The sequence below is a fragment of the Oribacterium sp. P6A1 genome, from assembly GCF_000702885.1.
GTDB lineage: Bacteria > Bacillota > Clostridia > Lachnospirales > Lachnospiraceae > Oribacterium.
Genome location: NZ_JNKO01000005.1, coordinates 213,987 through 227,665 on the forward strand (window position 1 = coordinate 213,987; position 13,679 = coordinate 227,665).

13 protein-coding genes and 2 pseudogenes are annotated in these 13,679 nt (G+C 40.9%); 6 read left to right on the plus strand and 9 right to left on the minus strand.

Annotated elements, in window-relative coordinates:
• Positions 1-12: 12 nt before the first annotated feature.
• From T515_RS17940 to T515_RS05555, 3 genes are all read right to left on the minus strand, one after another.
• Complete coding sequence (locus tag T515_RS17940) at positions 13-1,224, minus strand: glycosyltransferase family 4 protein (protein WP_036608555.1); 1,212 nt, start codon at positions 1,222-1,224, stop codon at positions 13-15.
• 35 nt (positions 1,225-1,259) lie between these two features.
• Positions 1,260-2,399, minus strand: a complete 1,140-nt coding sequence (locus T515_RS05550) for a glycosyltransferase family 4 protein (RefSeq protein ID WP_036608556.1) — start codon at positions 2,397-2,399, stop codon at positions 1,260-1,262.
• Between the two features lie 279 nt (positions 2,400-2,678).
• Positions 2,679-4,004, minus strand: a complete 1,326-nt coding sequence (locus tag T515_RS05555; protein WP_036608557.1) for a hypothetical protein — start codon at positions 4,002-4,004, stop codon at positions 2,679-2,681.
• A gap of 353 nt (positions 4,005-4,357) precedes the next feature.
• On the opposite strand from T515_RS05555, the gene T515_RS05560 reads away from it, so the two are divergent.
• Entirely contained in the window at positions 4,358-5,446 is a 1,089-nt protein-coding gene (locus T515_RS05560) for a PTS transporter subunit IIC (RefSeq protein ID WP_036608558.1), read from the plus strand.
• A gap of 114 nt (positions 5,447-5,560) precedes the next feature.
• Here the strand turns inward: T515_RS05560 and T515_RS05565 are convergent, their stop codons facing one another.
• A complete protein-coding gene (locus tag T515_RS05565; protein WP_051671469.1) occupies positions 5,561-6,448 on the minus strand; it encodes an AraC family transcriptional regulator in 888 nt (295 codons plus the stop codon).
• 316 nt (positions 6,449-6,764) lie between these two features.
• Here T515_RS05565 and T515_RS18420 point away from each other — a divergent pair.
• Both T515_RS18420 and rbr read left to right on the plus strand, forming a co-directional pair.
• Positions 6,765-7,088: pseudogene (locus T515_RS18420) on the plus strand (class Ib ribonucleoside-diphosphate reductase assembly flavoprotein NrdI); the annotation flags it as partial.
• A gap of 21 nt (positions 7,089-7,109) precedes the next feature.
• The gene (gene rbr, locus T515_RS18425; protein WP_036608664.1) at positions 7,110-7,691 is read left to right on the plus strand and encodes a rubrerythrin; all 582 of its coding nucleotides are present in this window, start codon (positions 7,110-7,112) and stop codon (positions 7,689-7,691) included.
• A 234-nt stretch (positions 7,692-7,925) separates the two neighbouring features.
• Here the strand turns inward: rbr and T515_RS05575 are convergent, their stop codons facing one another.
• A complete protein-coding gene (locus T515_RS05575) occupies positions 7,926-9,071 on the minus strand; it encodes a glycoside hydrolase family 10 protein (RefSeq protein ID WP_242839331.1) in 1,146 nt (381 codons plus the stop codon).
• A gap of 524 nt (positions 9,072-9,595) precedes the next feature.
• Here T515_RS05575 and T515_RS05580 point away from each other — a divergent pair.
• Complete coding sequence (locus tag T515_RS05580; protein WP_155988282.1) at positions 9,596-10,666, plus strand: hypothetical protein; 1,071 nt, start codon at positions 9,596-9,598, stop codon at positions 10,664-10,666.
• A 102-nt stretch (positions 10,667-10,768) separates the two neighbouring features.
• On the opposite strand, the gene T515_RS05585 is transcribed toward T515_RS05580, so the two are convergent.
• From T515_RS05585 to T515_RS05590, 3 genes are all read right to left on the minus strand, one after another.
• Complete coding sequence (locus tag T515_RS05585; RefSeq protein WP_036608563.1) at positions 10,769-11,134, minus strand: hypothetical protein; 366 nt, start codon at positions 11,132-11,134, stop codon at positions 10,769-10,771.
• A 196-nt stretch (positions 11,135-11,330) separates the two neighbouring features.
• Positions 11,331-11,477 (minus strand): NAD-binding protein, encoded by a 147-nt coding sequence (locus T515_RS17045; RefSeq protein ID WP_155988284.1) that lies wholly within the window; start codon positions 11,475-11,477, stop codon positions 11,331-11,333.
• A 9-nt stretch (positions 11,478-11,486) separates the two neighbouring features.
• Complete coding sequence (locus T515_RS05590; RefSeq protein ID WP_036608565.1) at positions 11,487-12,755, minus strand: hypothetical protein; 1,269 nt, start codon at positions 12,753-12,755, stop codon at positions 11,487-11,489.
• A 336-nt stretch (positions 12,756-13,091) separates the two neighbouring features.
• Here T515_RS05590 and T515_RS18180 point away from each other — a divergent pair, with 336 nt between their 5' ends.
• Positions 13,092-13,214 carry a hypothetical protein gene (locus tag T515_RS18180; RefSeq protein WP_278245402.1) on the plus strand — a complete coding sequence of 41 codons (123 nt, stop codon included), beginning with the start codon at positions 13,092-13,094 and terminating at the stop codon, positions 13,212-13,214.
• A gap of 2 nt (positions 13,215-13,216) precedes the next feature.
• A complete protein-coding gene (locus T515_RS05595; RefSeq protein WP_036608567.1) occupies positions 13,217-13,432 on the plus strand; it encodes a sensor histidine kinase in 216 nt (71 codons plus the stop codon).
• Positions 13,433-13,489: 57 nt separating this feature from the next.
• Here T515_RS05595 and T515_RS17560 read toward each other — a convergent pair.
• Positions 13,490-13,679: pseudogene (locus T515_RS17560) on the minus strand (hypothetical protein); the annotation flags it as partial.

Below are 13,679 nucleotides of genomic sequence, written 5' to 3' on the forward strand. Positions count from 1 at the left end.
AATCCAATCAGCTCAATTTCTTCCTGATCCATAGATCTTAATAAGCTTTTCAAGATACTCATCTACGGTATCAAAGCTAAGCTTACTGCATGCTTCATGCATTTTATTTACCTTTTCATCATCCTGCCATAATTCACGAATGGCTCTGCAAAGAGCCTCAATATCTCCGGACTTATACAGAAGTCCGGTTTCCCCGGCCCTTATAAGTTCAGGAATACCCCCTATATCGGCACCGATCACAGGAGTCCCGTAAAGCTGAGATTCCATAACAGAGAAGGGGCAATTTTCATACCACTCTGAAGGATATACGGATGCTTTTGCTTTCCGGATCAGTTCCGCCAGCTCTTCTCCGCTTTTAAAACCCACATTATGTATGTTGTCTATTCCATCCAACATATATTCAAGAGGTCCCTTACCTGCGAATACGAATCTGACCTCAGGCATCCTTCCTGCTGCTTCAATAATGGTTCTGATGCCTTTTTCCTCCGAATATCTTCCAAAGTAAAGGATGTAATTCTCCTTCTGAACCTCAATTCGTGGAATCTCGTCCAAAAAATTGTGAATCGCCACAGTTTTCTTCGCAAAAACCGGATTTGTGTCAAGCTTGCTCTTCATAAAACGGCTGCAGCAAATGATGGTATCTATATACCTGTATGTTCCTTTCAGATTCCAGAAATATGCTTCCAGCGTACCGATAAAGCTTCTCGCAGAAGATCCGTGTATACACTTCCCCAGGGTGCAGTTTATAAACTTACCGCCAAGACATTTCTCACAGTTCTCATGGGTACTTGGGTTGTTGCACATATGATTCGGACAAATCAGCTGATAATCATGAGCCGTATATACAATCCTGCATTTATGCCCGGTCTTTTTTTTCCATGCATTTATCTCCGGAATAATCGATGGCGTCAATTGATAATTAAAATTATTAAGGTGAACAACATCCGGTTGAAAATCCTCAAGAACAAATCTTATCTTCTTTCCGGCTTCCTTCGAATAAATGATCTTTAGAGGATATGTCATCTTCTCAAATTTTCCGGCATTATGGAAATCCATATCAGAAGTGTATGCATTTACCCTATTTCCGACACATCTGCCCTCATGTTCCATTCCGAAGTACTGCACTTCATGTCCTTTTGCAGCCAGCGCCTCTCCCAGCTTGAATGTATATGTTTCAGATCCGCCGTTTGGATGGAGAAACTTATTAACAAGTAATATTTTCATAAATTGACCAGTTCCCTACTGCTACGATGTCGGATTCAATTATCGGATGTTCTCAATACATTAAGGATAACGTCGATATATAAACTGGTAGTAATGTCCCAATTAAACCGGCTATAGCAATAATGCATTATATCTTCATTACTTCTGAAAGCCTCCGGGTGCTCAATGCACTCAGAAAGCTTCCTGTACAGATCATCAACGTCCGACTTTTTGAAGTACTGAGCATATTCCATGCATGTCTCCTTGTTTTCCGGAATATTGCTGACCAGACATCTGCAGCCATAACTCAATGCCTCCAAAAGTCCTATAGGCATACCCTCTACATCACTGGGAAGAACATACAAATAACAGTTGCTGTACAGCTCCGACAACATGTTCCCCTGTACAAAACCTGTCATAATGACACGTTCATCATTCTTTGCATAATCTTTTATCGCCTGAATATATTCATCTGAATGGCTGCCTCCACCTGCTATAACCAGCTTAATATCTGTATCAAGCCGCTTATAGGCTTCAAGAAGATATAAAATCCCCTTTTCCGGCACCAATCGTCCAAGATATAGAATATATTTATTTTTTTCGAGACCGAATTTCCCGGAAATTATATCAGGCTCACAAAGCTCTGTATTACTGATTCCATTGGGAATATACATTGTATCCCTGTTATACGTATCCTTAAAATACTGCCGGAGGTTTGCTGACAAAACTATAACCTCATCAGCATATCTGGCCGCACATCGTTCTCCAAACTTAAGGAATCTTTTGGCGAATCCCCCCCATTTTGACCTTTGCCAGTCAAGTCCGTGTATAGTGGCTATGGTCCTTATACCGAAAAAATGCGGGATAGGAAGAAATGCACATGGTCCTTCGGCATGGTAATGAATCACGTCATAATTCCCAAATAATGCAAACATAGTGGCAATAAAAGAATATACCACCGCATTCAGAGATTTTCTCTCCGGCGTTGGTACTCTTATAATCCTGATGCCTTTATACTCTTTTAGTTTTTGTTTTTCCTTATCGGCATTTTTATCGTAAACATATCCTCCGGAGCGGTTATAGACTGTTACCGAATACCCCATTTGTACCAGCCTGGTGGATAGCTCCTCAACAACTATCTCTATCCCTCCTTCGCGGGATGGGATCCTTTTATGCCCGATCATTGCTATCTTCATTTTTTTATTTCCTAAGATAATGCAATGGTTTTACACCATTCACAAAGAGTATATCCAAATGCTTCGGTATTATGTCAAATTATGCCAATGCATTCGAACGGTTTATACTAACTATTCCTCTATAATATATACATAAGTCCAGTATCGCTTCTAATATTTATGCATATTATATGCTTATATCACAGATGTGTTCTATAGTAAACGGCACACATGTCAAGCATAGCTGTGCTCTCCGGTAAATCACACACAATCTGTCTGTTATGTCCGAATTGACATTTTTTAACCATGGTTCACGGTTATATTCCCGTCAGCATCAAACAGGAGTGGAAAATTACCTGTGTCAACAGCATTTTTCAATGCTTTCACATGGGCTTCTCTTCTGATCAGCCCTTCTGCCATATTCTGAGCTTCAACATAAAAAGTATGACCATAATATACAAACACTATGTCATAATCCGGGGTTAAAACTTCATGATAAAACTGCACTCCCAAGGTATCCTGAAGTTCTTTGAAGGTTAATGTCTCCTGCCTTACATCAAAGAAGGTTTCAAGGGTTCCCTCAATGATATCGTTTTCAGACACAAAAAATCCTGTTCCTTCACTGCACCAGAGGAAACTTTCATCATATTGAAGATACTTGTTTCCTGATGACGGATCCTTTTTCAAACTGCAAAAAAGCATCCTTGCTGCCGGAAGTCCGAAACGCTTCTCAATTTCCGAAAAATCCATAGAGAAAACTTCTTCAATTTCTGTATTGTAAAATCCGTATAAACTGCCCTTAGGCTGTTCTCTAAAATAAGCATCTATGGCATCAATGTATGTGGGCGACGCAGCCACGCATTCCGACAGATCTCTGCCAAGGTGCTCTTCTGTCACAGTCCACATGAGAAGCTCATTGAATTCTCCCCTGTCCTGATTTAAGTATTTACGGTAATTTTCCGGATCCTTTGTCTTATCCACGCTGTCCATTATACTGTCCAGCACCAGAAAATCAGTTTTTTCCAATGAATCGTTCTTTACAGAAAATGCATAATGATGCACCGAATCCTTTCCTGTACGAACAAGAAGCTTACCCTTTTCATCACCGTATCCGATATCAAATCCAACAGCCTGCTCAGTATCAAGCACAGTATATTCCACTTCCTTATTGCCCTTATCCACATAAGCCACCATAGATAAGTATTTTCCGTTTTCATCCGGCAGATTTGATGCAGCTGCCATTTCATAGACATTATCACCGTCCACATCGACGACACAGTAGTACCCGCCCTCTGAAAAATTCGTTTGCAATATCTCTCTGTATGCTGCTGCGGCGAATCTGTTGAATTCGTTATCGGTACTTTCCATCACAACAGACTCAGACCCTGCGTCCTGTGATTCACGAAGTTCCACAGTCATTTTATCTTCCGGAGATTCAGGTACAACTTCCGTTTCACGGCTTTCTTCACCGCTCTGATTAAGGTCCGTGCCACTCAGGTTCCGGTCTGTTTCCGCAGTCGAAGACGTATCAGCAATTCTTTCAGTCCCCGTTTCCTTTGCCTTCTCTTTTCCGGTCCCGCAGCCGGAGAGAAACATTACCAGAATAATGATTAATACTCTATACATAAAATCCCCTCAACACTTCTGATATGTACTATAAAAGTTTCATAAGTCTTCTGCCGTATGTGCTTCCGCAAAAGCAGGAGACAGACTTTTTTGAACCGATGGATACTCACTCTAATCACCATCAATTTTACACTAAATCTGATTACCGGTTAAGTCATTCCACCGGATGAAAGAACACATATAAAGGATGTGAATATCAACAGGGGATAACGAACCGCTTCTCTCTTTCCGTTCACACTTATTCATATAAAAGATTTTTATATATCCGATATAAGCACTTTAGTGTAAAATGTTTTTCGATTGCATATTTTTTAACAATTAGTGTTATTTATTGTGTAAATGAAGGGAGTATTATGGAAAATTTCAAATCATTTTTGAAACGGAAAGACATCGAGATCTCGATACAGCGATATCTCATTGACGCATTGGGCGCCATGGCTCAGGGATTGTTCGCATCCCTCCTTATAGGCACCATTTTAAATACACTTGGAACTCAGTTCCACATTTCATTCCTTACCAGGATCATCGCCAACATAGGCGGGACAGATTACACAGTCGGAGGTCTTGCTTCTGCCATGAGCGGCTCTGCCATGGCTGTTGCCATCGGTTACGCGCTCCACTGTCCTCCATTGGTTCTCTTCTCTTTGGTAACTGTCGGGTTTGCCTCCAATGCTTTAGGCGGAGCCGGTGGACCGCTTGCAGTTCTTTTCATCGCTATCATTGCGGCAGAAATAGGAAAGGCTGTTTCAAAAGAAACCAAGATAGATATTCTAGTAACACCCCTTGCAACCATAGGCGTAGGTATCTTTCTTTCATCAGCGTGGGCTCCGGCCATTGGAGCTGCTGCCCTCAAAACAGGAAATCTGATCATGTGGGCTACAGGACAACAACCCTTCATCATGGGCATGCTTGTATCTGTGATAGTCGGGATTGCCCTTACTCTGCCTATTTCTTCTGCTGCCATCTGCGCTGCCCTGGGTCTCACAGGTCTCGCAGGCGGCGCTGCCGTTGCAGGATGCTGCGCCCAGATGGTAGGATTTGCATTTATGAGCTTTAAAGAAAACGGAGTGGGAGGTCTCGTTTCTCAGGGAATCGGAACCTCCATGCTCCAGATGGGAAATATAATAAAGAATCCTAAAATATGGATATCTCCTATTCTCTGCTCTGCCATAACAGGTCCTCTTGCCACCTGTGTATTTAAAATGCAGATGAACGGAAGTCCCATATCTTCCGGCATGGGCACCTGCGGCTTTGTGGGACAGATCGGAATATATACAGGCTGGTTAAACAACATCTCCGAAGGAACAAAGGCCTGCATAACCGCATCCGACTGGACGGGAATGTTTCTGATCTGCTTCATTCTTCCTGCGGTTCTTTGTCCTGTATTCAATTCCCTCTTCATGAAACTCGGATGGGTAAAGACAGGGGACATGAAACTGTAACCCAAAATACATAATCACCTTTTCCGCAGGGTACTCGTTTAATAAAAAGAAGCCGAAACGTAAATCATAAGACACACCTGCAGGTTTCATTCATCATAAGATCAGGGGAAGGCATCATTTTTTCTTTCTCCACTCCAGGGGTGTGCATCCGAATTCTTTCATGAACATGCGGTTAAAGTAACTCTGTTCTCCTATTCCGCAGGCATTGGCAATGTATGATATGGGTTCATCACTTGACATAAGCAGCTTACTTCCCATTTCAAGCCGATAACTGTTCAGAAAATTAATGGGAGTTTTTTGCGTGAACCTGTTGAACAGATTTCCGCACTTCGAGCGGCTCACACCGGCAGCTCCCGCTATATCGTCCAGAGTGATTTTCTCACTGTAATGCTCATAGATATATGCCGTCATCCTTCTCTGAAGGGCTATATCACTGTTGTATGATACCGGAATGTCTTTTTCGGATATATATACCTGATACAATCTTCGAAAAATCATGTATATATATCCGATGACATCCAGTTCATATCCTGCCGGCTTCCCGGTTACAAGCTCATACAACTCATCAAAAATATCAGATATCAGTTTCGCGTAACTGTTCCTTCCATCCATCTGAACATGGGCAAAGTCCGGATTACGTATGATGGGAAGTATATACTTCTCATATATCTCCTTGTTCTGGGACAGCAAATCGGTTTTTACCGTAAGAACGTCCAGATCTCCGGTTACGGCTTCTGTATTATAGACTCTGTGAAGGGTATCATAATTTATGAAGCAAAGCTCCCCGGGATTCAAAAGAACATCAGAATCATTTACATGACAATGTATATTCCCTTTCCTTATTCTGATGATTTCAATTTCATCATGCCAGTGAAGCAGTTCTTCATGACTGACATCTGCCATAACCACCTTCTGTTCCAGTTTGACCGGAAGAGATCCGAATTCAAACGTAGTACATTTTCTTTCTGTTTCTTTTAGTGAACCTTTGAACGCTAAATCCATTTATTCCTCTTTTCATAAATATATCGCCCAGTGTATAATTCACTTATACACTTATTTTTTGTTCCGGTTTTATCTGTATAACATATTTTCTGTTTTAGTACAATATTTTAGCTCATACGATATTGTTCAATTTTTTAAGTAGATTTTGCAATCATAAGCAACTTTAAAATGATATTATTCAATCACAAGCAAAGCAGAGCCACCCGGGAACAGGATTCCCTGAGTGAAAATACCTGCTTTGCAGTAATTCAAAATATCATTTTTTTATTATCCATATACAAAACAGGATAATTGTTTAAAGAAAGAAGGTCTAAATATGAATATTGTTTATGCATCAAGAATGGGACACGTAGAAGGAATCATCAAGAGACTTGGAATAAATAATGCTTTGAAAATTGTTGATGGAACCGAGAAGATCGATGGCGACTATGTGATCTTCACTTATTCAGACGGAAAGGGCATTGTTCCAAAAATCGTTGAGTCTTTCCTTAAGGAAAATTCCGGAGTTAAAGCTGTTGTCGGAAGCGGCAGCATGGAAAGACATGCAGATACATTCAATTTTGCAGCTGTAAAGATTTCCGAAACCTATGGTGTTCCTCTGATTGCCAAGCTGGACATGGATGGTACTGATGAAGACATTAAAAATATAAAGGCTGAACTTATAAAGCTCGGTGTTTCCTTTGATCAGGCAGCTTCATCAGAGAAAAAGAATCCTTATGAAGGAACACAGACTGCAAAGAATCTTGAAATAGCTTTTGCAGGTGAATCCGAAGCCAGAAACAAGTACACCTACTTCGCTTCAAAAGCTAAGAAGGAAGGCTTTGAGCAGATAGCCGCACTTTTCCTTAAGACAGCGGAAAACGAGAAGGAACATGCAAAGCTCTGGTATAAGGAGCTTTACGGAATCGGTGATACAGCCGAAAATCTCGAGACAGCGGCAAACGGCGAGAACTATGAGTGGACAGATATGTATGATGGTTTTGCAAAAACTGCCGATGAGGAAGGTTTCCATGAGCTTGCAGAAAAGTTCCGTGGTGTTGCCGAAATCGAAAGACATCACGAAGAAAGATACCGTGCTCTTCTGAACAACGTTAAGGCAAAGCAGGTATTTGAAAAGAGCGAAGTCAAGATATGGGAGTGCCGTAATTGCGGACATATAGTAGTGGGAACAAAGGCTCCGGACATCTGCCCGGTATGCGACCATCCGCAGAGCTTCTTTGAGGTTCATGCCGAGAACTATTGATAAGCGGGCAGAAAATCACCATGGTAGGTTTCTCGGATCTGTATCCCCTAAGCTGGTACTTCATCCAAAAAACTCTTTTAGAAAAAATGATCGGGCAGGGATACATCCCTACCCGATTTTTATTAAGACGTGCTTCATTCATTTCAAATCTTCAGATTCATGACAGCATACACGTTGATTTATTAATAGAACTTAACGAACCGGTTTTAAATAAAATCAATACAAATTCCGGTTCTATGAGAAAACCTTTTTCATGTTGTTCAGTTCTTCCTGTTTTTCCTCGTCATCAAAATTCTGATAAGCAAAAACTCCAAATCCGCTTACAGCCCCGGTATTGCGGGCATATTGAATCTCCCTTGAAATGATATCACTGTATCTGAGCCATTCGGGCGTCTCATTTCCATCCCAGGTATCAGTATTACATTTATAAAGCGCAAGCCCTACACATAATTTCACCGGGCTTTGCAGCTTATCCTTCAATTTGATCCAGTCTGAAAGACATGTTGCATAAGCATGGGGCGCAGACACGCCCTTTCCTGTTTTCGCTTCAAAACCATGATAAATCTGGGGCATGATGTAATCCACATACTGATTTGAACTCATCCATAGATCAATGTCTACAAAATATGCCTTGTCACTTCGAAGACTGGACAAAAGCGGAACCGGACTTACTCCAAAGACTGCCTTGGGATTTCCTTCATGTACCGCCTCATGCACACTGCGAATCAGAGCAGAGACATTGTCCCTTCTCCATTCTGTAAGGCTTTTGGAAGATCCTGATGACTCATAATCCGAATAATCAAAGGACTGTCTATCCGATAATTCCGGATAAAAATAATCATCAAACTGAACTCCATCCACAGGATAACTCGTAACCACTTCCTTAACGGCACTTACCAGCAAATCCTGTACCTCCTTACGGGCGGGATTGAGATAATACTCTCCGTCATGAAGAAGGACATTTCCGTTATTGACCCATGTATTCAGAAAAGAATCCGCCGGCACGTCTTCCCACTTTTTTGCATAGCCGGTTACTCGGTATGGATTAAGCCATGCATGAAAAGAGAGACCATGCTTATGGGCACTGTCAATCATGTATGAAAGAGGATCAAATTCAGGCGCTGTTTTTTTAGTAGGCACCAGATTCGACTCCGGAAATGTTTTAAGCTTTTTCCCATAACTGTCGGAATGACTGTGAACATGGCAAAAAATGGCATTTAATCCTTTTGAGCGGATATCTTCCATTATCAGGTCTGTTTTCTCCTGAAAAGCCTTAGGATCTGACGGCATCTCCATCCAGTCAAGATACGAGAACCATACTCCCCGTAATTCCCCCGATCCGGATGATGATGTGGTGTCAGAAACATTGGGTCCTGACACAGGTTCCGCCCATCCCCTGAAATTTACGGTGAGGCACATAAGCATACATATAAATATGCAAAAAAGCTTATGCACTCCTGTTTCTCGTATATAATTATTTTTTAAATGCAACATCCCCATATACTTTATTTTCCTTATGATCAATTATTTAAGGTATTCCATTATTTATACAAGAGACTACAGCTTCATCCACAGCTTCAGCTTCATCCTTTGTACCGTTATAGAAAAAGATGTACCGCGGTGTAGGTATCTTTTCAAGATCCGATACATCCTTGTATACTTTGTTACACTACCCGAACTACATTTGACTTGTCAATAAATATATTTTTATTTTTCTCTATTAAAAAGATTTGCACTGATTAATTAATATTTTTATAAACATCTTATTCCGGTTTATTGTTTTGACGAAAAATAATTGGGCACTTATTTAAAACAATCTGTAGTTTTTCTATTTCAAAAGATAATCTCTCTACAGATTAAAACTTAATTTAAAAGGGAATGTATCCCGGAAATGGAGTTGATTTATGAGGAAGCGGATTTTTTGTTCACTTTTTGTCTCAATGCTTACATCAGCTGCTATAATCAGTGGATGTGGAACAACAGGCATACCGGAAGTAAGTGTAAATTTACCGGAGAACAGTGAAGTAACAGAACTGGAAACTGAAACCGTGGAAACAACTGAAGCTGTTACTGCAGATATTCCGGATATTACAATTGAAGATATTAAGGAAGCCAATAGCCATGATAAAATCTTTTCAAATCACAGTAACTGGTTAAGCGAAGTGAAAGTATCTGAAGCTGATTCAGGTATAGCGGTACAGGCTTATGAATTATTTGGTTTTACATCTTTTCACGAAAACGGTATAGCCTATTTTGAAACAGATTACCTTGATGATGATATGGAATCACACAAATATGAAACTTCGTTATTTAACGGTGAAACAGATTATTATCATAATGCAGACTTAAAGAAAGATCAGAAACTGTTTGCCGGCTGGTACGCCATGTCAGATGATGAGAAGGAGGATACTCTTAAATCCAAATTCGGACATCCTGACTGTTTTACCCCTTTTACCTATAACGAAGATATCCATGAAACCATTGATTCTGTTCAGGATGCCAATGACGGAACACTGACTGTAATAACACATATTCCCACAGAGCTCTGCCCTGAAATCAAAAATCTCCCGGATGAATGGAAGGGAGGAAAAGTCAGATATACATATACTTTAGATAAAGAGACCCTTGAGATGTCAGAACTAGTATGTGAAATCGTGGTGGATGGTAAAACCTATGAATTTCTGACACAGAAGGATACCTATGATGTTGATACACCTGAAGGCTACTACAAAATGTGCTCTCTTGTTTATGACTACAAAAATGATGAAATTAAAGAGCCGAGAACATTGACAGTTATTTATGACCCTGATACGGATGATGAAGAGTCTTTCAGAATTACGGTAGATTATGCTTACCGGATGATTCCGAATATTCGTAAAGGATATAGTCTTTACAAAGATCCAAAAGGTAAGATTCCTTTCACAGGCAGCAGCACCGAAAATGCAGATGTTACTATGTTCGCCATAAAAGACTGATAGTGAATATTAACTCTTTTTCTATTCTTAACGATTAAAATAAAGCACGAATTACAAACGCCTTTATCAAATGGGATTGTAATTCGTGCTTCTTTTTTGAAATCATACTCCCTGTCCTGCAATGAACATCAGGACCGCAAGTAACACTCCCGGAACATAAACAAGTATCTCCAGAATACCCAGTATTAAAAATTTTCTGGCCTCCGGTACACCTTCTTTTATTGCCTTTGAAGCGAACACCGTTCCGAAAACAGATAAAAGAAGACAGGGTAAGTGTGCTAAAAATAAACTCATGAGACCTGCAAATGCAAAAACAGTATAAATCAGACCTCTGTTTGTGGGAGCTTGAAGTATTGCTGCAAGAACAAAGCATATTACGGTAACAACAAGAACAATGACCGGAATCAATGTCAGTATTTTAGCCTTTTTATAATTACTGTTCTTCATATTCACCGTGGTACCCGCCATTCATATCACCGTAACCTGGATAGTATCTTAATTCAATCAGTTCTCCCATGGCAGTATGTTCACTGAATTCCCCATTTACAGTGGTTTCCTGTTTATGTCCTGACTCAATGTTTATTTCTGCTGCATCTAAGCTATTATCGCATGCGCATAGAGTTACTGCTCCTTATCGAACACGAAGCTGAAATCCGCATAAACTTCATTCTTTGCCTGGAACAGCATTGTCTTTCCGTAAGGCACGGTCATTGTGATGGATAACTGTAACCTCTGAACCAAGCTCTATTGCCATTGAAGCAAATTCCATGGCGATGATTCCAGCGCCTATAAACGCTATTCTCTTGATGATGTGTTATGTTTAGTCTTTTTCGATCAGAGGGGTCCAGTAGTGATATCCTTCATAGTCTGTCAGTCTGTATGCCACACTGGTAACAGTTCCGTCTTCCAGGCGAATGTTGGCTATAAGCGGCTTAGTCCCCACTTTGAAACCTTCTCCCAGAAAATAGTTATCGATAAAGTCTCCTTCATAGGAATAAACGTCACAGATAGGTTCTATCAGATCTCCGTCATTTAAAGGTTCCAGTCCGCTGCACATTTCCTCAGTGGAAAGATCACCGCCCGGACTGTCGGGAAGCGGTTTAACCCCGAGAACCTTTCCGTCCGGATTTGAGTTGTCGAACTGCAGTATGATATTTGCATGCTTGGAATTAACAAAGGCTGGGATATATCCGCGGGATTGATATCTGTTGCCCTCGTGCCAGCCGTCCAGCTGATAATATGCTACCACATGTTTATCCAGAGACAGCCAGGTATCGTCGTACTCACCAATCAGGTTCAGGTCATCGTCAAAATCATAGAGATTATCCAGACCAAGGTCTATATAAGCGCTTCCGGTGTCTACAAAGACATTGAGCCTGACATATTCAACTGCATCCCATTCTTCATCTGACAGTATCAGGACCTGCTGTCCTTTTTTATTACGGGACCAGACAAGATGGGATTCATCAATTGCCTTGCCTTCAGTATCGGTAAAGCTCTGTGAGGTTCCACCCTTGGAACTTCCGCCTGCAGCAGAGGACGCTGCGGCTCCCGCAGCAAGACCCGGAAGAAAACCGTTTCCACCTGAAAGCGGCAGTAAGCCTCCGCTCTTATAGGATTCAGTCAGCTCTGAACTTGCGGACTTTTCAGCATTGACTTCACTGCTTCCGGAAATCAGCCCGGCTTTACCGCCAGTGTTACCGTTACTGCCTGAACCACTGCCTATGCCCTGTACTGCCTCATTTATGGCACCGATACCGGTATCTATTCCCTGCTGAACACTCCCATCCTCAACCTTTGTCGCTGCTGTATGAAAGAGCGTGGAGCCAAGTTCCATCAGCTGGGATCCTCCATTATAGATTATGGAAATGATCATTATGACCGCAAAGATCATAACAGGCACACAGCCACAGCCACTGCAGCCACAGCCGTTGTTCCCTCCTCCGTAATTGAATCCCGGTCTTCCATTGTAACCGCCCGAATTACCTACAAATCCTCCGAGTCCCAGACCGCTTCCTCTTGTAGACACGCGGCTTGATCCGCTTGTTGTATTTCTTTGTCGGCTTCCGCCGCCTCCGGTTCTGTCCATATGCTTCCTATTCTGTTGCTGTTACACAAACAAATCAAATACTTATTTAATGCCTGTAAAAGTCATTTTTTACTGTTCTTAGAATTTATCGACGATAAATTAGTTCGGTATTAATTTACATATATAATTACACTATTAAGTATAACATACTAATATTCCGGAATTCTTTAAAACCTTTGAAATATAGTCTCCACACGGATCATAAAAATCGGTTATTTACGATTCAAATCATAAAATTTAAGCATTTTTATACGTCGCCAATAATATTTTCCTTGTTTTTAAGCATTAATATTTGCTAATATACCCCCCCGGCATAAAATAAGCGAGGGCGGGATCATGGCAAAAGAAATCGAAAGAAAATGTGATACATGCAGATACTGCATGAGCAATTACAATGGAGAATACTGCGGATGTGCAGATAGCTCCGAGTATGGATTATATTCAATGACCGGGGTATAGGCATGACAGAATTACAGGTGCATCATATATTCGATAAGTTTTATCAGGCTGATACCACTCATAAATCTGAGGGTAATGGCCTTGGCCTGGCTATTTCAGCAAAAATCATAGACCTTTCCCAGGGAACAATTTCAGTTGATAGTGCACCCGGTATGGGTTCAACATTCAGTATTTACCTGCCGTATAAATTGACGCCAAATCAGGAATCTGTCATTTAACTTTCGGGATAAAAAGACTTTCGTACATTCTGGGTATGAGAAAAAACGGATAATCCCTCAGAAACATACAAGGTTATTCAAAATAAATCCTATGGCTTCTCTTTTCTCATCACCCTCAGTATTGCTGCAGGTATATTCAAGTTCAAGGCATTTCCAGTCTTCATTGAAGAAACGGTAACTCACAGGTTTATAATTAACCACGTCAGAGAATCCTGCTGCTTTGTAGCAGTAATAAGCAGGCAAATTA

Bases quoted from the DNA above. Each gene is read 5' to 3' on its own strand.
- T515_RS17940 (WP_036608555.1), bottom strand. From the start codon at position 1,224: ATGAAAATATTACTTGTTAATAAGTTTCTCCATCCAAACGGCGGATCT.
- T515_RS05550 (WP_036608556.1), bottom strand. From the start codon at position 2,399: ATGAAGATAGCAATGATCGGGCATAAAAGGATCCCATCCCGCGAAGGA.
- T515_RS05555 (WP_036608557.1), bottom strand. From the start codon at position 4,004: ATGTATAGAGTATTAATCATTATTCTGGTAATGTTTCTCTCCGGCTGC.
- T515_RS05560 (WP_036608558.1), top strand. From the start codon at position 4,358: ATGGAAAATTTCAAATCATTTTTGAAACGGAAAGACATCGAGATCTCG.
- T515_RS05565 (WP_051671469.1), bottom strand. From the start codon at position 6,448: ATGGATTTAGCGTTCAAAGGTTCACTAAAAGAAACAGAAAGAAAATGT.
- T515_RS05580 (WP_155988282.1), top strand. From the start codon at position 9,596: ATGAGGAAGCGGATTTTTTGTTCACTTTTTGTCTCAATGCTTACATCA.
- T515_RS05585 (WP_036608563.1), bottom strand. From the start codon at position 11,134: ATGGCGGGTACCACGGTGAATATGAAGAACAGTAATTATAAAAAGGCT.
- T515_RS05590 (WP_036608565.1), bottom strand. From the start codon at position 12,755: ATGGACAGAACCGGAGGCGGCGGAAGCCGACAAAGAAATACAACAAGC.
- T515_RS18180 (WP_278245402.1), top strand. From the start codon at position 13,092: ATGGCAAAAGAAATCGAAAGAAAATGTGATACATGCAGATACTGCATG.
- T515_RS05595 (WP_036608567.1), top strand. From the start codon at position 13,217: ATGACAGAATTACAGGTGCATCATATATTCGATAAGTTTTATCAGGCT.